Genomic DNA, 24,173 nt, shown 5'->3' on the forward strand with positions numbered 1-24,173 from the left:
TATTGCATCATGAAGCTCCTATAAAAGAATTTTTAGGATTGAATTTTAACTTATCAAACATACTGATGATTACAGTGGCCAGTGCTATTGTCTTCATTATTGCTCTGCTTTCAACCCGTCGATTGGCCATGAAACCAACGGGGATGCAAAACTTCTTCGAATGGGTTATGGATTTTGTTAAGAATATCATTAACAGTACGATGGACTGGAAGACAGGCGGAAGATTCCATATCCTTGGATTAACCCTGATCATGTATATCTTTGTATCAAACATGCTCGGACTTCCGTTCGCGATCACTTATGATCACACTTTATGGTGGAAATCGCCAACAGCCGATCCTGTTATCACCTTAACATTAGCGGCAATGGTAGTCGGGCTTTCGCATTACTATGGCGTAAAGCTTAAAGGAGTAGGAGAATATGGCCGGGATTTTATCAGGCCAATGCCTTTCTTGTTCCCATTGAAAATCATTGAAGAGTTTGCAAATACTCTGACACTGGGACTTCGTCTCTACGGTAACATTTACGCCGGTGAGATCCTGCTGACATTGCTTGTCGGAGGTCTTGCACATGCCGGTGTAGGCGGAATGCTTGCCGCAGTTATACCAACACTTGTTTGGCAGGGATTCTCAATCTTTGTCGGATCTATCCAGGCATTCATTTTCTGTATGTTAACAATGGTTTATATGGCACACAAAGTGAGCCAGGACCATTAATATATACCTGTTCATTCTATGGACAAAACATTTTAAACAAATAAATTTTCATACAATTTAAGGAGGAACTCAATAATGGGTCTTTTAGCAGCAGCAATTGCAATCGGTTTAGCAGCACTAGGTGCCGGTATCGGTAACGGTCTTATCGTATCAAAAACAGTTGAAGGTATGGCTCGCCAGCCAGAAGCTCGCGGTATGCTTCAAACTACAATGTTCATCGGGGTTGCACTAGTTGAGGCCGTTCCGATCATTGGCGTTGTTATCGCGTTCATGGTTATCGGCGGTTAATTAATACTGTACCAATCGTTCAAAAATGGCGAAGATCATTCCATGAACCTTCGCCATTCCTTTATGTTTTTTTACCGTAAACTAATTCGGAATCATGCATATGACTCCGTTTCATAAGTGGAACAACTCTTGAAGGGAGTGAATCGAGGGTGTTAACAAACAGTCTAGTATTAGGCGCTGCAGGCGGCGGTTTTAACGGCGGGGACATTTTGTACCAGCTGGTTATGTTCATTATCTTGTTGGCATTGCTGAAAAAATTCGCGTGGGGTCCTTTAATGGGCATTATGCAGCAGCGTGAAGAACACATTGCCAGTGAAATTCAAGCGGCTGAAGAAAGCCGTACAGAAGCAAAGAAGCTATTAGAAGAGCAAAGAAATCTTTTAAAAGAAGCACGTACTGAAGCACAGGGCCTTATCGAAAATGCGAAGAAACAAGGCGATGTGCAGCGTGAGGAGATCGTTGCGGCTGCCCGCACAGAGTCTGAACGCATTAAGGAATCTGCTAAGCTTGAAATCGAGCAGCAGAAAGAACAAGCGGTTGCCGCTATCCGCGAGCAGGTCGCTTCATTGTCTGTCCTAATTGCTTCCAAGGTTATCGAGAAGGAACTAAGTGCAGCTGATCAGGAAAAGCTGATCAATGAATACATTCAAGAGGCAGGAGAAAAGCGATGACGGGCTCCACAGTAGCAAAGCGCTACGCGTTGGCTCTTTTCCAGCTTGCGAATGAACACCAGCTTCTTGACCAAATGGAAGAAGAGCTTCGTGCAGTGAAAGAAGTAGTAAACCATAACTCAGATTTAAAGTCTGTTTTGAAATCTCCAAAGCTTTCAATTGAGAAGAAAAAAGAGATTTTAAAAGAAGCATTTGCATCTGTGAACACGTTTGTACTAAACACGTTAATGATATTAATTGAACGCCACCGCGAGGATCATATCTCTGATGTGGCAGATCATTTTATAAGCCTGGCGAATGACAAAAAAGGAATTGCGGATGCAAAAGTATACACTGTCCGTCCGTTGACTGAAGCAGAGAAGGAAGCATTATCTGTGTCATTTGCAGCTAAGGTAGGAAAAAAATCACTTCGTATTGACAATATAGTTGATACTAACTTGCTCGGCGGCATCAAGCTTCGAATCGGAAACCGGATTTTCGACGGCAGCTTGCGCGGAAAGCTAGAGCGTCTTGAACGTCAATTGTTAGGCTAAGATTCGTAGATAGGGGTGAAACTCATGAGCATCAATGCTGAAGAAATCAGTGCGCTGATAAAAAAGCAAATCGAAAACTATCAGTCGGAAATTCAAGTGAGTGATGTAGGTACGGTTATCTCTGTTGGTGACGGTATCGCTCGTGCTCATGGCCTCGACAATGTCATGGCTGGAGAACTTGTTGAATTTTCAAACGGCGTTATGGGTATGGCACAAAACCTAGAAGAAAATAACGTCGGTATTATCATTTTAGGACCATTTACAGAAATCCGTGAAGGCGACGAAGTACGCCGTACGGGCCGCATCATGGAGGTACCGGTTGGTGAAGAACTAATCGGCCGTGTAGTAAATCCTCTTGGACAGCCAGTAGATGGCATGGGACCAATTAACACAACAAAATCACGTCCGATTGAAAGCCCGGCACCAGGTGTTATGGATCGTAAATCCGTACACGAGCCGCTTCAAACAGGTATCAAGGCGATTGACGCTCTTGTGCCAATCGGCCGCGGACAGCGTGAGTTAATCATCGGTGACCGTCAAACAGGTAAAACATCCGTTGCAATCGATACAATCCTGAACCAAAAAGATCAGGATATGGTATGTATTTATGTGGCAATCGGACAAAAAGAATCTACAGTTCGTAATGCAGTAGAAACACTTCGTAAGCAAGGTGCACTTGATTACACAATCGTTGTAACAGCATCTGCATCACAGCCTGCTCCAATGCTATACCTGGCTCCTTATGCCGGTGTAACAATGGCGGAAGAGTTCATGTACAACGGCAAGCACGTTCTTGTTGTGTATGATGACTTAACAAAGCAAGCTTCTGCTTACCGTGAGCTTTCATTGCTATTGCGCCGTCCTCCAGGCCGTGAAGCATATCCAGGGGACGTATTCTACTTGCACAGCCGCTTACTTGAGCGCGCTGCAAAGCTAAGCGATGCGAAAGGTGCAGGTTCAATCACTGCGCTTCCGTTTATCGAAACACAAGCAGGCGATGTTTCTGCTTATATTCCAACAAACGTTATCTCAATCACTGACGGACAAATCTTCCTTCAGTCTGACCTATTCTTCTCCGGTGTACGTCCGGCGATCAACGCAGGTCTTTCTGTATCACGTGTAGGTGGATCTGCACAGATCAAAGCAATGAAAAAGGTTGCTGGTACACTGCGTCTTGACCTTGCTTCATACCGTGAACTTGAATCATTTGCCCAGTTCGGTTCTGACCTTGATAAAGCAACACAGGCTAAACTTAACCGTGGTGCCCGTACAGTAGAGGTTCTAAAGCAGGATCTTAACAAGCCGTTAAAAGTAGAGAAGCAGGTTGCAATCCTTTACGCCCTGACTCGCGGCTTCCTGGATGATATTCCTGTACAGGATATTCGCCGTTTCGAATCTGAATTCCTTTCATGGTTAGACCATAACCGCAAAGATTTGTTAGACCATATTGTAACTACAAAAGAACTTCCTTCTGATGACGATATGGCATCTGCGATCAACGACTTTAAGAAAACTTTCGCAGTATCCGAATAATAGAGCTGGTAAGGGCTGGGAGCCAATCCCCCCTTCCGTTTGCATTCGGTTCTGACAAACATTTAAAAGCGGAAGCGCCTTGGTCAGCCCCGGAGATAACCTCGAGGGGCTGGGCGCTGCAGCTGGCCTAATCTGAAAAAGGGTGGTGAGAACCTGTGGCATCATTACGCGATATAAAAAATCGTATTACTTCTACGAAGAAAACGAGTCAAATTACAAAAGCAATGCAGATGGTATCGGCTGCGAAAATGAATAAGGCGGAAATGAATGCAAAGTCATTCGTGCCTTATATGGAGAAAATCCAGGAAGTTACGGCAAGCATCGCATTGGGAAGCAAAGATGTATCACATCCAATGCTGACCAGCCGCCCAGTCAAGAAAACTGGTTACCTTGTAATCACTTCTGACCGCGGACTTGCGGGAGCTTATAACAGTAACGTTTTGCGAAATGTCTATCAGACAATTCAAAAGCGCCATAAATCACCGGATGAGTATGCAATCATTGCGATCGGACGTGTGGGCCGCGACTTTTTCAGAAAGCGCAATATGAACGTTATTCTGGATATTGTTGCTGTTGCGGACCAGCCTGCATTTGCTGAAATCAAGGATATTGCCAGTAAAACAGTTGGCATGTTCGCTGATGAGACATTTGACGAATTATATATGTACTACAGCCATTATGTCAGCGCGATTCAACAGGATGTAACAGAGAAGAAGCTTCTTCCGCTTACGGATATTTCCAGCTCGAAAAAGCTTACATCTTATGAGTTTGAACCTTCCGCTGAAGAAATTTTAAAAGTATTGCTGCCTCAATACGCTGAAAGCTTAATCTACGGAGCGCTTTTAGACAGTAAGGCAAGTGAACATGCTGCAAGGATGACAGCAATGCAGAATGCAACGGATAACGCTAAAGAGCTTATCAACTCGTTAAGTTTAAGCTACAACCGTGCACGTCAGGCAGCCATCACGCAGGAAATTACCGAAATCGTCGGCGGAGCAGCCGCGTTAGAATAAAAACGAAAAGCGGAAGCGTCTCGAGCCAATGAACGCAGACTAAAACCGCCACGTCCTGTGGCAATGTCTGCATGACCCGCATCCTGCGGGCCTCAAGCATAAGGCGTGCCCTTCTGGAAGTTGTTCTTTCCTTCCGGAAGGGATTGGCTTATGACCTCGAGGGGCTAGGCGCTGGAGCTAGACACAAACGAAATGTGGAGAACGGGTTGATGCCTTTAGTCTCCCATTACGTGAAATGAAAGAGGAGGGAAAAAGATGAATAAAGGACGCGTTCTTCAAGTTATGGGTCCGGTTGTTGACGTAAAGTTCGAAAGCGGCCAGCTTCCTGAGATCTATAATGCATTGACTGTTACAAACCCAGCGCGTAACGAATCTGAAGTTGACATCAACTTAACCCTTGAAGTTGCCCTTCATTTAGGTGATGATACAGTCCGCACCATTGCAATGTCTTCTACTGACGGCTTACAGCGCGGAAGTGAAGTTGTTGACTCGGGTGCTCCTATCTCTGTACCAGTAGGTGATGTAACACTAGGACGTGTATTTAACGTGCTTGGTGAATCAATCGACTTAGATCCTGCAATTTCTGCAGATGCCCGTCGTGATTCTATCCACAGAGAAGCTCCTAAATTTGAGCAGCTTTCTACTGAAGTAGAAATTCTTGAAACTGGAATTAAGGTAGTAGACCTTCTTGCTCCATACATTAAAGGTGGTAAGATCGGTCTGTTCGGTGGTGCCGGTGTAGGTAAAACCGTATTAATCCAGGAATTAATCAATAACATCGCTCAGGAGCATGGCGGTATTTCCGTATTCGCCGGTGTTGGTGAGCGTACACGTGAAGGTAATGACCTTTATCATGAAATGACGGATTCAGGCGTTATCAAGAAAACAGCGATGGTATTCGGTCAGATGAACGAGCCGCCGGGAGCGCGTATGCGAGTTGCCCTGACTGGTTTGACTATGGCAGAATTCTTCCGTGATGACCAGGGACAGGACGTACTTTTCTTCATGGATAACATCTTCCGTTTCACACAGGCAGGTTCAGAGGTATCAGCCCTATTAGGCCGTATGCCATCTGCCGTTGGTTACCAGCCGACACTTGCTACTGAAATGGGTAAATTACAGGAACGTATCACATCTACTAACGTAGGTTCTGTTACTTCCATCCAGGCGATTTACGTACCAGCCGATGACTACACGGATCCGGCTCCGGCTACAACTTTCGCCCACTTAGATGCAACAACTAACCTTGAGCGTAAGCTTTCTGAGATGGGTATCTACCCAGCGGTGGATCCATTAGCTTCCACTTCACGTGCATTGTCACCTGAAATCGTAGGCGAAGAGCACTACTCAGTTGCACGCCAGGTGCAGCAGACATTACAGCGTTACAGAGAACTTCAGGATATCATTGCGATCCTTGGTATGGATGAGCTTTCTGATGAAGATAAGCTAATCGTAGCACGTGCGCGCCGTATCCAGTTCTTCTTATCTCAAAACTTCCACGTTGCTGAGCAGTTTACTGGCCAGCCAGGTTCATACGTACCGGTTAAAGAAACAGTTAAAGGCTTCAAGGACATCCTTGAAGGCAAGTACGACCACCTGCCAGAAGATGCATTCCGACTTGTCGGCCGAATCGAAGAAGTTATCGAGAGTGCAAAGAAAATGGGCGTAGAGGTCTAATTCTGGACCAGGAGGGTAAAAAATGAAGACGATTAAAGTCAGTGTTGTTACTCCCGATGGCCCGGTGTATGAATCAGATGTGGAAATGGTAAGCACAAAAGCTCAAAGCGGTGAGCTTGGAATTTTACCTGGACACATTCCAATGGTTGCACCGTTACAAATTGGAGCCGTTCGTTTAAAAAACGGCGGAAAAACTGATTTCGTGGCAGTAAGCGGCGGATTCCTTGAAGTTCGTCCGGAGCAGGTAACGATTTTAGCGCAATCTGCTGAGCAGGCAGATGAGATTGATGTAGAGCGTGCCGTTCGTGCGAAGCAGCGTGCTGAACAGCGCCTGAATGAGCAGAAGCGTGAAAACATTGATTTCCGCCGTGCAGAGCTTGCATTGCAGCGTGCGATTAACCGTATCGAAGTTTCGGAAAGAAAGTTCTAACAAAGAACCAACACCTCCTGGCATAGCTGGGGGGTGTTTTTTGTTTCATAGGAAATTCTAATTTTGAACAATGTGAAAAACTTTGTGGATGCTTCCGATTATGTTTCAGAAATATTTACCACACAAATTTTGAGAAAATTTCCCCAAAAAATAGATAAATCACTCGAATTCTTTTATATAGGCCTTTACAATAGAAGAGAGTAGACCTTTAAGGTTACTCTCTTTTTTAAAGTAATTATGCAAGTCTATTTGAATAAAAGGAGGAGCCGCAATGCTGGAGTTTGATACAAATATAGACCAATACGCTACGATCAAAGTCATCGGAGTCGGCGGCGGGGGGAACAACGCTGTAAATCGGATGATTGAACATGGAGTTGAGGGAGTAGAGTTTATTGCTGTCAATACTGACGGACAAGCTCTAAATCAATCAAAGGCAGAAGTAACCATGCAAATCGGTGCAGCCTTAACAAGGGGCCTGGGAGCAGGGGCAAATCCTGAAGTGGGCAGAAAAGCAGCTGAGGAAAGTGAAAGCCAGCTTCGTGAAGTGCTGAAGGGTGCTGATATGGTATTTGTTACAGCAGGAATGGGCGGCGGAACCGGAACAGGTGCAGCTCCTGCTATTGCTCGCATTGCACGCGAAGTGGGTGCACTGACCATCGGTGTGGTAACCCGTCCTTTCAAATTTGAAGGACGCAAGCGTGCAGCCAATGCTGATGCAGGCATCGAAGCCATGAAAAAAGCTGTTGATACACTAATTATTATTCCAAATGATCGCTTACTAGAGATTATTGATAAGAAAACACCAATGCTTGAAGCATTTATGGAAGCAGATAATGTTCTTCGACAGGGTGTTCAGGGCATTTCTGACCTGATTGCCGTTCCCGGTTTAATCAATCTTGATTTTGCCGATGTCAAAACGGTGATGTCCCACAAAGGAACAGCATTGATGGGAATTGGAATTGCCACCGGGGAGGACCGCGCGGCTGAAGCAGCCCGTAAAGCCATTTCAAGTCCGCTGCTTGAAACATCCATTAACGGAGCCCGCGGAGTTATTATGAACATTACAGGCGGGGCTAATATCAGCTTGTATGAGGTTCAGGAGGCTGCAGATATTGTTGCTTCTGCTTCAGATGAAGAAGTGAATATGATTTTTGGATCAGTCATTAATGATGCACTAAAAGAAGAAATTCTTGTTACGGTTATTGCTACTGGCTTCAATGAACAAGAGGAGTTAAGAGCAAAACCGAGCTCAAGGCCATCGGCAGAAAAAGAATATGATCATACATATCATTATGCAGAAGAACCAGCCACTCGCCGGCAGGTTAGAGAGCCTCGAGAATATCGGGAACCTGTTCAGGATAACTACCGCGTCCACTCAGACCCGAAGGAAGAGTCACTTGATACACCGGCATTCCTTAGAAACCGCAGAAGACGCTAATTTTTAATATTAGAAACAGGCTGCCATAAAGAGGGCAGCCTGTTTTTTTAGGTGAATTTTTTTGATGGTTGATATGTTGGTGGTTGAGTGGTTGATGCTCATTCATGAAGAAAGGACAGGCATATGCCTGTCCTTCATTTATTTTGTCTGATCGTATAGGGTTAACTGATCCAAATTCTTATGCACGGTCATGAGTTTTTTAAGAAGGCTCATGAACTTTTGTTTATCTTCAAAAGGAGTCACATCCAGCTCCCTTTTTAGCTCATTGCTTTTAGTAACGAGCTCATTGAATCTTTGAACAGCCGGGCAGTTGTTTTTAGTCATAAGTATTTCTCCTAACCTAAGCTCATACTATAACCTTATCACAAAACTAAATTTCAAAGGAAACAGCTATATTTCATTTATATTAAAATGCAAAGGTCACTTTAACTAATTTAACTATTTCGTTAAATGTGTCAGAATTTGTTGAAATTTGAGGGTAGAGTCATATAGTATCAACATGTGCTTAGAAAGACAAGGCTTGTGATAACCAGGGGGTGATATCCTTGTCGACTGTATTATTTGGAACGATAGAATATTATGAAAGAGAATTAATCAGCTATTTTACAAATAATCATATAAGCAAAAAAGATGATGCAACTATGAAAATATTCATCATGCTTGAAACGGAGATATTCAACGTATTCTTATTTGATGAGTCGATCCGGATAAGATGTATGCATAATCTATTAAAAGCCTTTTGCCGGGTATCTGAAACATACATGGTCAAATAGCAGCCTTAAAAATTGATAAGAGGTCCCTGCAGTGAGAGACCTCTCTTTGTTTAGTTTAGGATCGTAACCTTTACATCTTTTCTTCCCCACTGCATTGCATCCTGTTCTTCAGGAATAAACACATCAATTTCATTTCCTTTAATTCCGCCGCCAATATCCTCGGCAGTTGCATAGCCATATCCTTCTACAAATACTTTAGAGCCCAAAGGAATGACGTCCGGATCAACTGCAATTACTTTTTCATCCGGATTGTCGATCAGATTAACCCCAGTTTTTGTAATGCCGATGCATCCTTCGCAGCTGGCTGTATAGGCAGTTGCCGTGACTGTCAGGCTTTTCGCTGCTTTTGCTGCAGGCTTATTGGTTTTTGCTGCTTTTACAACCGTCTTAGGGTTAGCCGCTTTTTCTTTCATTGAGTCATTTTTATAGATGATGAGCTCCAAACCAGGTTTGATTAGATCGGATTTAAGCTGATTCCATTTTTTAAGGTTATGTACATTAGTCCCATATGTTTTGGCGATATTCCAGAGAGTATCACCAGATTCTACTATGTATATCTCTTCAGGTGAAACGTCAAGCTTATCATTTGGATGAATCAAATCCCCTGATAGACCGTTCCAGTTTTTAATATCCTGAACGGACACCTCATGTTTTTGTGCTATGGACCAAAGGGTATCCCCTTTTTTTACAGTTACTTCTTCTGCATATGCGCTTACTCCTGCTGTGCTCCAGATGATTAAGCTCGCGAGCAGACAATATAAATACTTTTTCATGTTAAACCTCCTATTAACTTGGTTGACAATTATTATGCTAGCACAGAAAATTCTGAGAAAAAGAACAGGGAAGTTATAATTAAATTACGCACATTTCAGGAAAATAACGAAGAAATGGCAAAACAACATAATGTTCATACTAGATGGACGAAAAGCATTAGAAATAGTCATAATTGATACATTCGAACCTTAAGATGGGTTAAATAGAAAGTTTTTCCTTGTAGCGGTATTAGATGAAATATTTTTAAGGTGTTACATATCTCACTGACAAAGCAGAGAGTCTGTTTTTTAATGGTAGATAAATATAATGAAGAATTTAATGGATATTGACAGGGGGCAAGCTCATATAATCTAAGGAAGGTGTATCAATGATAGGTATGTAAACTCTCCCTTGGAGACCCTATTTTAGTGTTAGGGGAGAATTTCCAATAATAGTCTGAGGTTGTGTCGACACATGGGAGAGTAGGGTGTATAATGGTTACGGTTACATGTTTAAATGTTGTGAAAATTTTCAGCATTGGAGGGGATGGGCATGGAGCTTTGGAATTTATACCAGAATAACTATTTGATAGTTTTTGTGTTTTTATGCCTGGGTGTTTTACTGCCTGTGGTGGCTTTGTTTTTGGGCAAGCTTTTACGGCCCTATAAGCCATATGATACGAAGTATACCACATATGAGAGCGGGATTGAGCCATTCCATGATTCAAGGGTGCAGTTCAATGTCCGCTATTATATTTTTGCCCTGCTGTTTGTCATTTTTGATGTGGAAACAGTATTTTTGTATCCGTGGGCTGTGGCATATGAGAAGCTTGGTATTTTTGCATTGATTGAGATGCTGATTTTTGTATTTATGCTAATAATTGGGCTTGTTTATGCATGGAAAAAGAAGGTGCTGAAATGGATTTAAAGTTGGATAATATTACACCGGAAGAAATGGAAGAATTGCAGCGTAATGTATTTATGGCAACTTTGGAGCAGATTAAAGCGTGGGCGCGGAGCAATTCATTGTGGCCAATGACCTTTGGGCTTGCTTGCTGTGCCATTGAAATGATGGGTGTAGGTTCGTCGCATTATGATCTGGACCGTTTTGGTTCTTTTTTCCGTACATCTCCCCGTCAATCTGATGTCATGATTGTTTCAGGTACAGTAACAAAGAAAATGGCGCCAATTGTCCGCCGTCTTTATGATCAGATGCCTGAACCAAAATGGGTAATCGCGATGGGCTCCTGTGCAACTGCAGGCGGACCCTATGTGAAATCTTACTCAGTTGTAAAAGGGGTCGACCAGATTGTCCCTGTTGACGTATACATACCAGGATGCCCGCCAAACCCGGCAGCATTAATATATGGAATTAATAAGCTAAAAGAGAAAATCCGTTATGAGGCTAAGACTGGGAAGAAGGTGATCTAACCTATGAGCGGAGAAAAGGATCTTGAACAGCTGAAAAAAGAAGCCGCCGCAAAGGCGAAGGCAGCCGCCCTAGCTAAAATGAAAGCGAAAGAGCAGGGGGAAGCCAAGGAAGAACCGCCTGCAGAAGATATGGATCTGGCGAAGCAGAAGGCCGCGGCAGCGGCAAAAGCGAAGGCAGCCGCCCTAGCTAAAATGAAAGCGAAAGAGCAGGGGGAAGCCAAGGAAGAACCGCCTGCAGAAGATATGGATCTGGCGAAACAGAAGGCCGCGGCAGCGGCAAAAGCGAAGGCAGCCGCCCTGGCTAAAATGAAGGCGAAAGAGCAGGGGGAAGCCAAGGAAGAACCGCCTGCAGAAGATATGGATCTGGCGAAGCAGAAGGCCGCGGCAGCGGCAAAAGCGAAGGCAGCCGCATTGACTAAAATGAAGGCGAAAGAGCAGGAGGAAGCCAAGGAAGAACCGCCTGCAGAAGATATGGATCTGGCGAAGCAAAAGGCCGCAGCAGCGGCAAAAGCGAAGGCAGCCGCCCTGGCTAAACTGAAAGCGAAAGAGCAGGGAGAAGCCAAGGAAGAATCTTTGGCAGAAAAAGACACGGATCTGGCGAAGCAAAAGGCCGCGGCAGCCGCAAAGGCAAAGGCAGCTGCTGCGGCAAAGGCGAAAGCTGCTGCCCAGGCAAAACAAGCTGGTGGAGATGACGAAAAGGCAAAAGCCATTGCAGCAGCCAAGGCAAAAGCCGCAGCCGCCGCAAAAGCAAAATTAGCTGCAGCAGGCAAAGCTGGAGGTTCTGCTGATGACGAAAAGGCCAAGGCAATTGCTGCTGCAAAAGCAAAGGCCGCAGCTGCAGCCGCAGCGAAGGCAAAAGCAGCCGGAGGCAAGGCTGACTCTGAACCAGTTGTAGAGAAAGCGCCATCCGTTAATCAGCCATACCTTGATAAATATGTGAAGGTAATAGAAGAGAAACTTGGGCCTAATGTTCTTGAAGACTACTATATAAATAGTCTCTCCAAGGAAGTGCCGACTTTGGTTGCGAAGGCTGAATCATATTTTAAATTGGCAGAATTTCTGAAATATAATGAACAGCTTGGCTTTGATTATCTATCAGAGCTTCATGGCACCGATTTTGAAACCCACATGGAAGTGTATGCTCACTTATACTCATACAAAAATAGCCAATCTGTTGCATTGAAGGTCAAAATTGACCGCGATGAGCCGGTTGTTGATTCACTGCAGCCTTTATGGGCCGGAGCGAATTGGCCGGAATGTGAAACGTATGATTTACTGGGCATCAAGTTCAGGGGACACCCAAATTTATATCGAATCATGCTGGGGGAAGACTGGATCGGGCATCCGCTGCGCAAAGACTATGAACCGTACGATGTGGAGGTGTAACCATGCTGCGAACCGAAGAAATGCTATTGAATGTTGGACCTCAGCATCCAAGTACGCACGGTGTTTTTCGCCTAGTTCTGAAAATTGATGGTGAGATCATCAAAGAAGCGAAACCGGTCATCGGCTACTTGCACCGCGGAACGGAGAAGTTGGCTGAAAACCTGCAGTATACGCAAATTATTCCTTATACAGACCGAATGGACTATCTTGCCGCCATGACGAATAATTATATTCTTGTCCATGCGGTTGAAACGATGATGGATTTAGAGATTCCGGATCGGGCTGAATATCTGAGGATCATTACCATGGAGCTTGGCCGGATTGCCAGCCATCTCGTATGGTGGGGTACATATCTGCTGGATATTGGGGCAACAAGCCCATTCCTGTATGCATTCAGAGAGCGTGAAATGATCATCAACATGCTGAATGAGATATCCGGTGGCCGCTTAACGTTTAACTATATGCGTGTCGGCGGCGTTAAATGGGATGCTCCCGAAGGCTGGATTGATAAAGTAAGAGAGTTTGTTCCATATATGCGTGAACAGCTCAAAGGCTACCATCAGCTGGTAACCGGAAATGAAATTTTCATGAACCGTGTCAAGGGAGTAGGGAAATATACGAAAGAGGATGCGTTAAACTACTCGCTGAGCGGTGCCAATCTCCGCTGCACAGGCGTAAAATGGGATCTCCGCAAAGATGAGCCATACTCCATTTATGATCGCTTTGATTTCGATGTTGCCGTTCAGGACGGCGGGGATGCTTGGGCCAGGTATCATGTGCGCATGCAGGAAATGGAGGAATCATTGAAAATCCTTGAACAAGCGGTGGAGCAATTCCCGTCAGAAGGCGACATTCTGGCAAAAGTGCCGAAGATCATCAAAGCGCCTAAAGGAGAAGCGTTTGTCAGAATCGAATCTCCAAGGGGAGAAATCGGCTGCTATATCGCTAGTGATGGAAAGAAGGAGCCATACCGTTTAAAATTCCGGAGGCCATCATTCTATAATCTTCAAATTCTCCCTAAACTGCTTGAAGGCGAAAATATTGCAAACTTGATTGCTATATTAGGGGCAATTGATATTGTCCTTGGGGAGGTGGACGGCTAATGGTAGAAAAACTCCTTTATTCCGAAGCTGGTCTGCAGAATTTCGGCATTTTCTTCCTGCTTGCCACCGTTTTGCTGTTAGTCGTTTTAGGATTTGTTACTTACGCTATACTGGCGGAACGTAAAGTCATGGGATTTATGCAGCTACGCCATGGGCCGAATCAGGTTGGCGGACGCTGGGGACTGCTGCAGACCGTTGCGGATGTATTAAAGCTTCTTTTAAAGGAAGACACCATTCCTAAGCTAGCAGACAGGCCGCTGTTTATTCTTGCACCGGTTATTGCGTTTGCACCGGCATTCATGGTTCTCGCAACAATTCCTTTTACAGACAAACTGCAGTTTGCTGATATTGGAGTTGGGCTTCTGTATTATATTGCTATATCCGGACTGACAACAGTCGGTATTGTCACCGGATCATGGGCTTCCAATAATAAATATGCTTTGCTTGGCGGGATGCGTGCCGCGGCCCAGATGATTTCATATGAAATTCCGCTGGTTATGTCTGTGTTAGGTATTATCCTTTTAACAGGCAGTCTAAACCTGAATGAAATTGTTGAAGCGCAAAAAAATGGCTGGTTCATTATTTGGCAGCCTATTGCTTTTATCGTCTTCTTGATAGCTTCCACAGCGGAGCTGAACAGGGTTCCATTTGACCTGCCTGAAGCGGAATCAGAGCTGGTTGCCGGCTTCCATGTTGAATATTCCGGATTCCGCTGGGCGTTCTTCATGCTTGCGGAGTATGTATATTTCTTTGCAATGGCTTCATTGACAACCGTATTATTCCTTGGAGGGTGGCTTCCGCTGCCATTCCTGGAGTTCATTCCGGGTGCCGTATGGTTTGCGCTTAAGTTTACGGCTGTAATCTTTGTCCTGGTCTGGTTCCGTGTTACATTCCCGCGTCTCCGTGCAGATCAGCTAATGGAATTTGGCTGGAAGGTTCTGCTGCCGGTTGCGCTTGCGAATATCTTCTTAACAGCTTTGCTGAAAGAGTGGCTGAATATATTTTAATTTGTGAGCCGTCTTAAGAATTTGAGAACAGTTCAGCTCCAGCGCCTGCACTCGCATCCTCGAGGTCACAAGCCAATCCTCCCAAAAAGGCAAAGGACGCCTTTCCGGGAGGCTCGTCTTATGCTTGAGGCCCGCAGGAGGCGGGTCATGCAGACGTTGCCACGTGGCGGTCTTAGTCTGCGTTCCTTAATAAGCGGGCGCCTTCCGCATTTCTAAAAAGGGGTGAAAAAACATGCTTGGTTTAGCGAAAGGATTATCGTATACCCTTAAAAACCTGACACGCAAAAAGGTAACCTATGACTATCCGAATGAGCCGCTTCCGCTTCCGGACCGGTTCAGGGGAATTCAGAAGTTCTACCCTGAAAAATGCATTGTCTGCAATCAGTGTGCAAACATTTGTCCAACCGATTGTATCCAGCTGACAGGGAAAAAGCATCCGGACCCTGCCAAAAAGGGAAAAATCATTGATACCTATGATATCAACTTCGAAATTTGCATCCTTTGTGACTTGTGTACAGAGGTCTGTCCTACCGAAGCGATTATTATGACAAATAATTTTGAACTGGCGGAATATAGCCGTGATGAGCTGTTTAAAAACCTTGAATGGCTCGATGAAAATGATGAAAATATACGGAAGGTGAATAAAGCATGACGTTTTCAGGTGAGTTTTTAGCGTTTATGTCTCTTGCTTTAGTTGCGGTCATCGGCGGCGTGCTTTTATTGAACCTTACCAAAGTCGTGCATATGGTTGTCGCCCTTGTATTTACATTTGTAAGTATTGCCGGAATTTATGTCCTGCTTTCAGCTGAATTTCTGGCTGCCGTCCAGGTACTGATTTACTCAGGGGCGATTACAATCATCATGCTGTTCGGAATCATGCTGACACGTCATAACGATACAAGCGAGCCCAAAGCTGGCCGCTGGCGTAAGCTGTTAGTATTCGTGGGGGTGCTGGGCTTTGCTTTCGCGGTCTACATCGGGATTTATAACCTTGATTTGCCGTCAGCGCCGAATGACCTTCATGTCAATAATACAGAGCAAATCGGAATTGAACTTTACTCAAAATACATTATTCCGTTTGAAGTAACATCTGTCCTGCTATTGGTCGCTTTAATTGGTTCCATTGTTCTGGCTAAAAAAGACGATGAAAAGGAGGCAGAAAAGGAATGAGTACAGTTCCCGTTCAAGCATACCTGGCATTGGCTTTAATCCTCTTCTGCATTGGTCTGTATGGGGCCCTGACTAAGCGAAATACTGTGATTGTCCTGATCTCAATCGAACTGATGCTGAATGCAGTAAATATTAATCTGGTGTCATTCAGCAAGTTTGGCATCACTCCGTCCATTACCGGGCAGATTTTTACGCTATTTGTCATTGCGGTTGCCGCAGCAGAAGTGGCAGTAGGTATAGCCATCCTGATTTCACTTTACCGCAACAAAAAGAGCGTTAATATTGATGAAATGGATGCCATGAAGCACTAAAGACATGTGAAAGATGCAGTCGGATTGGCGCCTGCTTGAGAAAAAGAAAAGGCGGCCATAACCGGCAAAGCCTTAATGGACCTGGATAAAGGTCCAAATCTGACACGCCGGGCTACAGGGTGTGTTCAAAAAAGGGGATTGTGATAATGATGGAGAATGCATGGATCATACCGCTTTTCCCGCTTTTATCGTTTTTGTTCCTTATTTTATTCGGCAAACGGCTAAAAGAAGCGAGTGCTTATATTGGGATTCTGTTTACCCTGGCATCGCTTGTCTATTCCTTATTGGTGCTATTTGATCGGTTTTCGGCACCAACTTATAAAGCAGAAGGCGTTTGGCTGACTATAGGGGATTTTCAGTTAACAGCGGGTTTTGAAGTTAATCAGTTAAATGCACTGATGCTGGTGATTGTATCACTTGTCAGTTTCCTGGTACATACGTATTCGAAAGGCTACATGCAGGGGGATGACCGTTTTCCTGTTTTCTATGCCTATTTAGGGTTATTTACATTTGCCATGCTGGGCCTTGTCATCTCGCCTAATCTGCTTCAGACGTATTTCTTCTGGGAGCTTGTCGGCCTTGGTTCCTTCTTGCTGATCGGTTTCTATTTTTACAAAGAGGAAGCAAAGGCAGCGGCCAAAAAGGCATTTATTATGACCCGTATTGGGGACGTCGGCCTTTTGATTGGAATGATTCTATTGTTCTGGCAGGCTGGCAGTTTTGAGTATGATGAGATTTTTGCAGCAGTTAAAGCTGGTGACATTTCAGGCACGATGATTACGTTAACAGCCATTCTTATTTTTGTAGGGGCTGTCGGAAAGTCGGGCCAGTTCCCACTGCACACCTGGCTTCCTGACGCGATGGAGGGGCCAACGCCTGTTTCCGCATTAATCCATGCAGCGACAATGGTAGCTGCAGGTGTGTATTTAGTGGCGGCGCTGTTCCCGCTGTTTGCAGGAAGTGAAACAGCATTGATGACTGTTGCTGTCATAGGAGCCTTTACGGCTATCTTTGCGGCAAGCATCGGCCTTGTCCAGAAGGATATTAAGCGGGTGCTAGCTTACTCAACCGTCAGCCAGCTTGGCTATATGATGCTGGCATTGGGATCTGCCGGATATGTAGCCGGCGTGTTCCATTTAATGACACACGCCTTCTTTAAGGCTTTGCTGTTCCTTGCAGCGGGAAGTGTCATCCATGCAGTTCATACACAAAACATTGAACATATGGGTGGTTTGTGGCAAAAGCTGCGAGTGACCGGCCCTCTGTTCCTGATCGGGACACTGGCGATCAGCGGGGTGCCTTTATTTTCAGGGTTCTTCAGTAAAGATGAAATTTTAATTGCTGCGTGGGCGCATGGGAATTCTGCCCTGTTCTGGCTCGCGGTAATTGCCGCATTCTTTACGGCATTTTATATGTTCCGTCTGTTCTTTATGGTTTTCGCTGGTGAAGCAAGAACCGATATGAAAAATGTCCACGAATCGCCGAGTGTCATGACACTGCCGATGATAGTGCTTGGGGTCCTGGCTGTCGTGGCTGGATATGTAAATACACCTTGGTTTGGAACATTTCTCGGTGACTGGCTCGTGGAAGATAACCATACCCTGGGCCATGGCCATATTGAAGGGCCTGCCTGGATAATGATTATGGCAACAGCTGTATCCCTGCTTGGAATCTTCCTTGCCTGGCTCATGTACGGCAAACGCTCGCTTTCCCGTGACTGGCTTACAAGCAGAATGCCGCTTTCATACAATATTCTGTACAATAAATACTACATCGATGAATTTTATTCACTGACTGTAGTGAATGGGGCTAAATTTATCAGCTCATTCCTGCGCTTCCTGGAGGTATTCCTGGTTGAAGGCCTTGTAAAGAGTGTAACCGGAATTACGATTGCACTCGGAAGACTCGGCTCTAAATTTCAAAATGGCCAGATTCAGACCTATGGAACCGTGGCGTTTGTCGGCCTGGCTATTTTAGTCGTCATCTACGCGTTTACAGGGGGGTACTTAAAATGAACTTAGCTTATTTTCTATCCATTTTAGTTTTCTCCCCGTTGCTTGGTATTTTAGTGTTATCGTTCCTGCCGAGAACGCAGGAATCATTGATCAAGACAGTTGGCTTCCTGGCAACACTCCCTGCGCTGATATTGTCCCTGATCGCCTTTTTCCAATACCGGGCAGGTGCAGGGCTGGAACAGCTGAATGAAAAGGTAAGCTGGATTCAGTTTGGTGATTCGGGCCAGCTCGGAAATCTTTTCTCCATTGATTATGAATTGGGGCTTGATGGATTCTCCCTGATCATGGTTGTTCTGACAGCTGTTCTTTCTACACTGGCAGCGATTGCTTCTATTCATATTAAAAAAGAATGGAAGGGCTACTTCATGCTGTTTCTGCTGCTTGAAGTCGGCATGCTGGGTGTATTTGCAGCTGAGAACCTGATTCTTTTCTTTATTTTCTTTGAAATCACCTTGATTCCGACCTTTTTTCTGATCGGGAAATGGGGTTACTTTGAAAAGGAAAATGCAGCATACAGCTTCCTGATCTATAACGGACTTGGATCTGCTGTTCTGCTGATTGTCATTATGGTGCTGTTTGCCCGAACCGGAACAGCTAATATTGATGCTTTGATGGCCGCCATGAACGCGGATAATCCGCAGCTGGTTGCGCCAATCTCTGAAAATATGAAAATGGGTATGCTGATTGCGCTTTTAATTGCCTTCGGTGTGAAGCTTCCTATTTTCCCGCTTCACAGCTGGATGGTCCGGGTTCACGTACAAGCTCCGCCATCGATTGTTATGCTGCATGCCGGGGTACTTTTGAAAATAGGGGCATTCGGTTTAATCCGTTTCGGTATGGGAATATTTCCTGAGCAATTCCAAAGCCTTGCTGTATGGCTGGCTGTGCTTGGAGTCGTGAACTTGTTGTATGGAGCGTTCCTGGCATTTGTTCAGACTGATTTCAAAATGGTGCTGGCATACTCTTCTATTTCCCACATGGGAATCGTTTTAATCGGGTTAGGCGCATTAAATGAGGCAGGGATTCAGGGGGCGATTTTCCAGGTGGTTTCTCACGGGTTAATTGCAGCACTATTGTTCTTCCTTGTAGGTGTCTTATATGAACGCTTCCAAACCTCCAATATTCAAAATCTTGGCGGTTTGGCAAAAGGGATGCCGATTACGGCAGGATTCCTGCTTGCAGGGGCCATGGCCTCACTCGGCCTGCCTGGCATGTCGGGGTTTGTAAGTGAATTTATGGCCTTCCTTGGCTTGTTTAAAGAAATGCCGATTCTCGCTGCAGTCGGTACAATTGGAATCATTATGACAGCTGTATACCTGCTTCGCGCGGTACTGGGTATCACATACGGCAAATCGCATCGTGACTTTGCCGGCATAACGGATATGAAAAAGTTTGAGTTCGTGCCTGTCCTGGTCTTAGTCGGCTTAATTGTCCTGATTGGTGTTTATCCAAGTGTACTGAGCGAACCGCTGACATCAACACTTGAAACGATCATGCTTGGGATAGGAGGGTGATGAAGGATGGATCTCGAAACATTATTATCTTATGAATGGGGCATAATGACGCCGGAGTTCATCATCCTTGGTGTTGCGACCGCTCTTTCACTAATGGATTTGTTTATGCCGAAATCCCAAAGCCGGAAAATCCTCGGCTGGATCGGCTTTGCCGGAATACTCTCGGCTCTCGTTTCTTTACTGGGCCTGCTCGGGCATAGTCCGGAATCCATTTTATTAGATACGTTCAGGCTGGATTCCTTTTCTATAGCGTTTAAGCTGCTGCTCTTAATCGGATCTGCTATGGTCCTGCTGATTGCCTTAGGCTATGAGCCAGATGAAGGCTTGGAAGAATTCAGGGGGGAATTTTTCTATCTGTTCATGGCGGCATTGCTTGGGGCAATGATCATGTCTTCAAGCGGAGATTTGATTACTCTGTTTGTGGGACTTGAGCTGCTTTCCATTTCGTCCTACATTCTGGCAGGCATGAGAAAAAGAAATCTGCATTCAAACGAATCGGCCATGAAGTATGTGATCAACGGCAGTATCGCCACAGCGATCACTTTGTTCGGAATGAGTTATGTTTACGGATTAACTGGGACGACGAACTTAATAGAAATGTCCGGATTTTTGACATCCCTCTATAATGAACAGCATATTTACCTGTTAGGCCTTGCCTTCTTTATGATTGTGGTGGGACTTTCCTTTAAATTGGCTGCAGCGCCGTTCCATATGTGGGCACCTGATGTATACCAGGGTGCACCTACACCGGTAACAGCTTTTTTAAGCGTAGTTTCCAAAACAGCCGGATTCATCATTATAATCCGCATTCTGTTTTCAATCTTTGCGAATGCACCATCCGGTGATGCACAAGGTCTTCCGATGATCCTGGCTCTTCAGGATTACATTGCCTTCCTGGCAGGAGCTACGATGATTATTGGAAACTTGATTGCGCTGAGACAGCGGAATATCAAGCGTTTATTTGCTTATTCCAGCATCGCTCAGGCAGGGTACCTGCTGGTTGTTATTGCAAGCATGTCTCTATTCATGTTTGATACGCTCTGGTTTTACCTTGGAGCCTACCTATTCATGAACCTGGGCGCTTTTGCAATCATCCAGCATGTAACACATAAATCGGGTTCAGAAGATATCGGCCAATTCGCCGGGCTTTACCGCCGTGCACCGTTCCTGGCCATTGCCATGGCTGTCTTCCTGCTTTCACTTGCAGGCATTCCGGGAACAGCCGGGTTTATTGGCAAGCTGAATATTTTCATGGGTGCATTAGTGCCGAATGAAGGCCATTATGTACTGGTATCGGTTATGATTGCGACAACTGTCGTTTCCTATTTCTATTATTTCGGTGTTATGGTGCAAATGTTCTTCAGGCCGGCAGCTGACACTGGAAGGGTTAAGATCCCGGCTGCATTAACAGCTGTTATCGGCATCAGCCTGGCGGCCACCATCCTGTTTGGAGTCGCACCGAATATTGCATTAGATTTCCTGCAGGGCAATTTTAATCAGTTTACTGATTTCTTTCAATAAAGGTCTTTTTAAAATGGGGTTTTAAAAAACATTTACGAAAAAGGGACAAAAGGGGTATAAAATAGGAGGGGGATATCCCCTTCTTTTTGTTTGCCCTTCTTTAAACTTCGTGTTTTTTCGACAATTTCGATATAATGGAGATACAAACGGCGAAAAAGATAGAAACTTAATTTTCAAAAAATAACCAGTTATGAAACTTACCTGATAGTATAAACGTCAAATGGTATTGTAGCGCACAAAGCAGGTAAGCGAAGTGGCAATGAATTAAAGGAGGGAAGAAGATGATATCAGGATTTGGGCAGCAGGCACTCATCAGCATTATGTCTCATCTGGTGTTTATTGCGCTGGCCTGGTGGGCGCTTCAGGCATTACGGTTTGAAACCCTATTGCGGGCAAATCATGTTTTTCAGGCACGTGTATTGTATGTTCTGCTTTCGATTGTAATTGGATCATCTGTCAGCAACTTCTTTCTCGACTACCTTTTATGGTCCCAGCAGCTCCCGCTTATACTGCAGCACATTACACTTTTTTAGGTGATGCAAGACCGGTCAAATTTTTTCATAAATATAGGTCTTCATACATGTTTTCAATTAGTCAATTATTGAGTAAAATCTTTTTGTTGCTAGTTTTCCTGCATACATACTATCTTGTGAAATGGTTTTCAAAGTATGCATAAAAAGGCAAAAAGAGCCTCGGAAATCACAGTGATTTGCTGCCTTTTCAGTTTGTCAAAAAGTGACGACAATTCCCAAGTATGCTCACTCTATCCTTGGTAACAATGGTACTAAGGGGAGGAATGTACAGATGAAAAAAACATTCATTACATTATCTATTATTGCCATTATTGGTTTCATGATGATAAACATTGGGAATAAGACGACTGTAGCCAAAGGGGAGCTTGACCTGTTATCGATGGCCTCGGTTTTACAGGGCGAGAATATTTTAATCAAAGATTGGACTTTGCATGCGAGAGAAAAAATGGAAAACCAGAACCTTCAGGAAGTAAAAGCATTCACCGATGAACTGCAATTAAAATATCCTGATTGGGAATGGAGCTTTCAGAAAACAGAAAAATCCTGGGAAGCAAAAGCTATTATTAAGCAAACAGATGCTCAGTCAGAAGCAGTAAAAATTCTATCAACCCCCACAAAAGGTCAAGTTCAGACGTATGTCATTTATGAGGCCAAAGGTCAGGGGTGGAAACAAGAACAGAGCAAACGGGCTGCAGAAATAAATAGCAAGATTTCTGACATTTTTCGAGGAAATGCCACAATTTTCTCTTGTATCCAGGGTGAATTCAATGGTAAGATTAATAAGTCTTTGCCTGATATTGCAAGTCAATTACTGGACGCTTTTAATGCGACAGAAATAGAGTCATTAAAAGAAGAACAATTTATTTCAACATCAGCACATTCACCGATTTTTGATGAATCGATTGAGACAAATGGTAATAAAATGAACATGCAGCTTGGATTACGGACAAATGGAATGGGCGCCAAGACAAACATAGTTATTGGCACACCCATCATAACGATTGAATATTAATATAGAGAAATTGGACGCGGAGGGGAATACACTTTGGATAAAATCATCGTCCGCGGCGGAAAAAGGTTAAGCGGTTCTGTCAAAGTAGAAGGAGCAAAAAACGCTGTTTTACCGGTTATCGCCGCAACACTGTTAGCAAGTGATGGCAAAAGCGTAATTCGTGATGTCCCAACACTCTCCGATGTATATACTATTAATGAAGTATTACGCTATTTAAACGCCGAAGTGGAGTTTGAAAATAATACAGTAACAGTAAATGCATCTCGAGAGTTGAAGGTAGAAGCACCATTTGAATATGTACGCAAAATGCGTGCTTCAGTTTTAGTCATGGGATCTTTATTAGCAAGAAATGGCCGTGCCCGTGTGGCATTGCCAGGGGGCTGCGCAATCGGTTCCCGCCCGATCGATCAGCATTTAAAAGGCTTTGAAGCGATGGGTGCGAAAGTAAAGGTTGGTAATGGCTTTATTGAAGCGGAAGCACCTGAAGGCCGCTTGCATGGAGCAAAAATATATCTCGATTTCCCTAGCGTTGGTGCTACGGAGAATATTATGATGGCTGCAACACTAGCCAAAGGCACAACGATTTTGGAAAACGTAGCAAAGGAACCTGAAATTGTGGACCTGGCTAACTTCCTTAATAAAATGGGTGCTAAGGTTAAGGGAGCAGGAACAGGCACGATTCGCATCGAAGGAGTGGACGTACTGTTCGGTGCAGAGCACAACATCATTCCTGACCGCATTGAAGCAGGCACATTCATGGTGGCAGCTGCCATTACAGGCGGAGACGTTCTTGTAAAGGGTGCCGTTATGGAGCATTCTGCTTCATTAATCGCCAAAATGGAAGAAATGGGTGTTACCTTCATTGAAGAAGCTGAAGGCATCCGTGTATTGGGCCCAGACAAGTTGAAGGCTGTTGATATTAAAACAATGCCTCATCCTGGATTCCCGACAGACATGCAATCACAAATGATGGCCCTATTGCTTCATGCTCAGGGTACAAGTGTGATTACAGAAACTGTATTCGAAAACCGTTTCATGCATGTGGAGGAATTCCGCCGCATGAACGCTGATATTAAAATTGAAGGCCGTTCTGTGATTATGAACGGACCAAGCAATCTGCAGGGCGCAGAAGTAGCTGCGACAGACCTTCGTGCAGCCGCAGCCCTAATCCTGACTGGATTGGTGGCAGATGGCGTAACACGCGTAACAGAGCTGAAGCATTTGGATCGCGGATACGTGAATTTCCACGAAAAGCTTGCAGGCCTTGGAGCAGATATTGAACGTATTACAGAAGTGGAAGAAACACCTGTTAACAACGGTCTTGTTTCAGACATGAACGCATAAGC

26 protein-coding genes are annotated in these 24,173 nt (G+C 44.6%); 24 read left to right on the forward strand and 2 right to left on the reverse strand.

The genetic code is table 11. The features are described 5' to 3' along the window. Positions 1-2: 2 nt before the first annotated feature. From atpB to ftsZ, 9 genes are all read left to right on the forward strand, one after another. Positions 3-716 (forward strand): F0F1 ATP synthase subunit A, encoded by a 714-nt coding sequence (gene atpB / locus NSQ49_RS13920; protein WP_159863240.1) that lies wholly within the window; start codon positions 3-5, stop codon positions 714-716. Between the two features lie 75 nt (positions 717-791). After that, positions 792-1,004, forward strand: a complete 213-nt coding sequence (gene atpE, locus NSQ49_RS13925; RefSeq protein ID WP_009332220.1) for a F0F1 ATP synthase subunit C — start codon at positions 792-794, stop codon at positions 1,002-1,004. A gap of 149 nt (positions 1,005-1,153) precedes the next feature. Continuing rightward, complete coding sequence (locus NSQ49_RS13930; protein ID WP_159863239.1) at positions 1,154-1,675, forward strand: F0F1 ATP synthase subunit B; 522 nt, start codon at positions 1,154-1,156, stop codon at positions 1,673-1,675. Next, positions 1,672-2,208, forward strand: coding sequence for a F0F1 ATP synthase subunit delta (locus tag NSQ49_RS13935; protein WP_159863238.1), 537 nt, complete (start codon positions 1,672-1,674; stop codon positions 2,206-2,208). The genes NSQ49_RS13930 and NSQ49_RS13935 overlap by 4 nt, the downstream gene beginning before the upstream one ends. Positions 2,209-2,232: 24 nt before the next feature. After that, on the forward strand, positions 2,233-3,741 hold the full coding sequence (gene atpA / locus NSQ49_RS13940) for a F0F1 ATP synthase subunit alpha (protein ID WP_159863237.1): 1,509 nt from the start codon (positions 2,233-2,235) through the stop codon (positions 3,739-3,741). 155 nt (positions 3,742-3,896) lie between these two features. Continuing rightward, the gene (locus NSQ49_RS13945) at positions 3,897-4,754 is read left to right on the forward strand and encodes a F0F1 ATP synthase subunit gamma (protein ID WP_144544404.1); all 858 of its coding nucleotides are present in this window, start codon (positions 3,897-3,899) and stop codon (positions 4,752-4,754) included. 255 nt (positions 4,755-5,009) lie between these two features. Beyond that, positions 5,010-6,431 carry a F0F1 ATP synthase subunit beta gene (atpD, locus tag NSQ49_RS13950; protein WP_159863236.1) on the forward strand — a complete coding sequence of 474 codons (1,422 nt, stop codon included), beginning with the start codon at positions 5,010-5,012 and terminating at the stop codon, positions 6,429-6,431. Positions 6,432-6,453: 22 nt separating this feature from the next. Then, positions 6,454-6,861, forward strand: coding sequence for a F0F1 ATP synthase subunit epsilon (locus tag NSQ49_RS13955; protein WP_035327916.1), 408 nt, complete (start codon positions 6,454-6,456; stop codon positions 6,859-6,861). Between the two features lie 271 nt (positions 6,862-7,132). Further along, a complete protein-coding gene (gene ftsZ / locus NSQ49_RS13960; RefSeq protein WP_159863235.1) occupies positions 7,133-8,299 on the forward strand; it encodes a cell division protein FtsZ in 1,167 nt (388 codons plus the stop codon). Positions 8,300-8,437: 138 nt separating this feature from the next. Here the strand turns inward: ftsZ and NSQ49_RS13965 are convergent, their stop codons facing one another. Further along, positions 8,438-8,623 carry a hypothetical protein gene (locus tag NSQ49_RS13965; protein ID WP_159863234.1) on the reverse strand — a complete coding sequence of 62 codons (186 nt, stop codon included), beginning with the start codon at positions 8,621-8,623 and terminating at the stop codon, positions 8,438-8,440. Between the two features lie 221 nt (positions 8,624-8,844). Between NSQ49_RS13965 and NSQ49_RS13970 the strand changes: the two genes are divergently transcribed. Continuing rightward, positions 8,845-9,072, forward strand: coding sequence for a hypothetical protein (locus NSQ49_RS13970; protein WP_159863233.1), 228 nt, complete (start codon positions 8,845-8,847; stop codon positions 9,070-9,072). 50 nt (positions 9,073-9,122) lie between these two features. Here NSQ49_RS13970 and NSQ49_RS13975 read toward each other — a convergent pair whose 3' ends face one another. Next, a complete protein-coding gene (locus NSQ49_RS13975; protein WP_159863232.1) occupies positions 9,123-9,845 on the reverse strand; it encodes a LysM peptidoglycan-binding and 3D domain-containing protein in 723 nt (240 codons plus the stop codon). Between the two features lie 532 nt (positions 9,846-10,377). Between NSQ49_RS13975 and NSQ49_RS13980 the strand changes: the two genes are divergently transcribed. From NSQ49_RS13980 to murA, 14 genes are all read left to right on the forward strand, one after another. Further along, positions 10,378-10,752, forward strand: coding sequence for an NADH-quinone oxidoreductase subunit A (locus NSQ49_RS13980; RefSeq protein ID WP_159863231.1), 375 nt, complete (start codon positions 10,378-10,380; stop codon positions 10,750-10,752). After that, positions 10,743-11,255 carry a NuoB/complex I 20 kDa subunit family protein gene (locus tag NSQ49_RS13985; RefSeq protein WP_035327895.1) on the forward strand — a complete coding sequence of 171 codons (513 nt, stop codon included), beginning with the start codon at positions 10,743-10,745 and terminating at the stop codon, positions 11,253-11,255. The genes NSQ49_RS13980 and NSQ49_RS13985 overlap by 10 nt, the downstream gene beginning before the upstream one ends. Before the next feature lie 3 nt (positions 11,256-11,258). Beyond that, positions 11,259-12,641: an NADH-quinone oxidoreductase subunit C gene (locus NSQ49_RS13990; RefSeq protein ID WP_251283433.1), complete on the forward strand. Its 1,383-nt coding sequence runs from the start codon at positions 11,259-11,261 to the stop codon at positions 12,639-12,641. A 2-nt stretch (positions 12,642-12,643) separates the two neighbouring features. Next, positions 12,644-13,744, forward strand: a complete 1,101-nt coding sequence (locus NSQ49_RS13995) for an NADH-quinone oxidoreductase subunit D (protein ID WP_159863229.1) — start codon at positions 12,644-12,646, stop codon at positions 13,742-13,744. Continuing rightward, the gene (nuoH, locus tag NSQ49_RS14000) at positions 13,744-14,751 is read left to right on the forward strand and encodes an NADH-quinone oxidoreductase subunit NuoH (RefSeq protein ID WP_251283432.1); all 1,008 of its coding nucleotides are present in this window, start codon (positions 13,744-13,746) and stop codon (positions 14,749-14,751) included. Before NSQ49_RS13995 ends, nuoH begins: the two co-directional genes overlap by 1 nt. Before the next feature lie 232 nt (positions 14,752-14,983). Then, complete coding sequence (gene nuoI / locus NSQ49_RS14005) at positions 14,984-15,403, forward strand: NADH-quinone oxidoreductase subunit NuoI (protein WP_009332200.1); 420 nt, start codon at positions 14,984-14,986, stop codon at positions 15,401-15,403. Continuing rightward, the gene (locus NSQ49_RS14010) at positions 15,400-15,921 is read left to right on the forward strand and encodes an NADH-quinone oxidoreductase subunit J (RefSeq protein WP_251283431.1); all 522 of its coding nucleotides are present in this window, start codon (positions 15,400-15,402) and stop codon (positions 15,919-15,921) included. Before nuoI ends, NSQ49_RS14010 begins: the two co-directional genes overlap by 4 nt. After that, the gene (gene nuoK / locus NSQ49_RS14015; protein ID WP_159863226.1) at positions 15,918-16,232 is read left to right on the forward strand and encodes an NADH-quinone oxidoreductase subunit NuoK; all 315 of its coding nucleotides are present in this window, start codon (positions 15,918-15,920) and stop codon (positions 16,230-16,232) included. The genes NSQ49_RS14010 and nuoK overlap by 4 nt, the downstream gene beginning before the upstream one ends. Positions 16,233-16,378: 146 nt before the next feature. Next, positions 16,379-18,247, forward strand: a complete 1,869-nt coding sequence (nuoL, locus tag NSQ49_RS14020; protein WP_251283430.1) for an NADH-quinone oxidoreductase subunit L — start codon at positions 16,379-16,381, stop codon at positions 18,245-18,247. Beyond that, a complete protein-coding gene (locus NSQ49_RS14025; protein ID WP_251283429.1) occupies positions 18,244-19,761 on the forward strand; it encodes an NADH-quinone oxidoreductase subunit M in 1,518 nt (505 codons plus the stop codon). The genes nuoL and NSQ49_RS14025 overlap by 4 nt, the downstream gene beginning before the upstream one ends. A 6-nt stretch (positions 19,762-19,767) precedes the next feature. Next, positions 19,768-21,282: an NADH-quinone oxidoreductase subunit NuoN gene (gene nuoN, locus NSQ49_RS14030; protein ID WP_251283428.1), complete on the forward strand. Its 1,515-nt coding sequence runs from the start codon at positions 19,768-19,770 to the stop codon at positions 21,280-21,282. A gap of 281 nt (positions 21,283-21,563) precedes the next feature. Then, positions 21,564-21,815 (forward strand): DUF1146 family protein, encoded by a 252-nt coding sequence (locus tag NSQ49_RS14035; protein WP_251283427.1) that lies wholly within the window; start codon positions 21,564-21,566, stop codon positions 21,813-21,815. A gap of 271 nt (positions 21,816-22,086) precedes the next feature. After that, on the forward strand, positions 22,087-22,827 hold the full coding sequence (locus tag NSQ49_RS14040; RefSeq protein WP_159863221.1) for a YwmB family TATA-box binding protein: 741 nt from the start codon (positions 22,087-22,089) through the stop codon (positions 22,825-22,827). 33 nt (positions 22,828-22,860) lie between these two features. Beyond that, the gene (gene murA, locus NSQ49_RS14045) at positions 22,861-24,171 is read left to right on the forward strand and encodes a UDP-N-acetylglucosamine 1-carboxyvinyltransferase (protein ID WP_159863220.1); all 1,311 of its coding nucleotides are present in this window, start codon (positions 22,861-22,863) and stop codon (positions 24,169-24,171) included. Positions 24,172-24,173 lie beyond the last annotated feature (2 nt).

The organism is Cytobacillus sp. FSL R5-0377 (genome assembly GCF_038004385.1).
Classification (GTDB): domain Bacteria; phylum Bacillota; class Bacilli; order Bacillales; family Cytobacillaceae; genus Cytobacillus.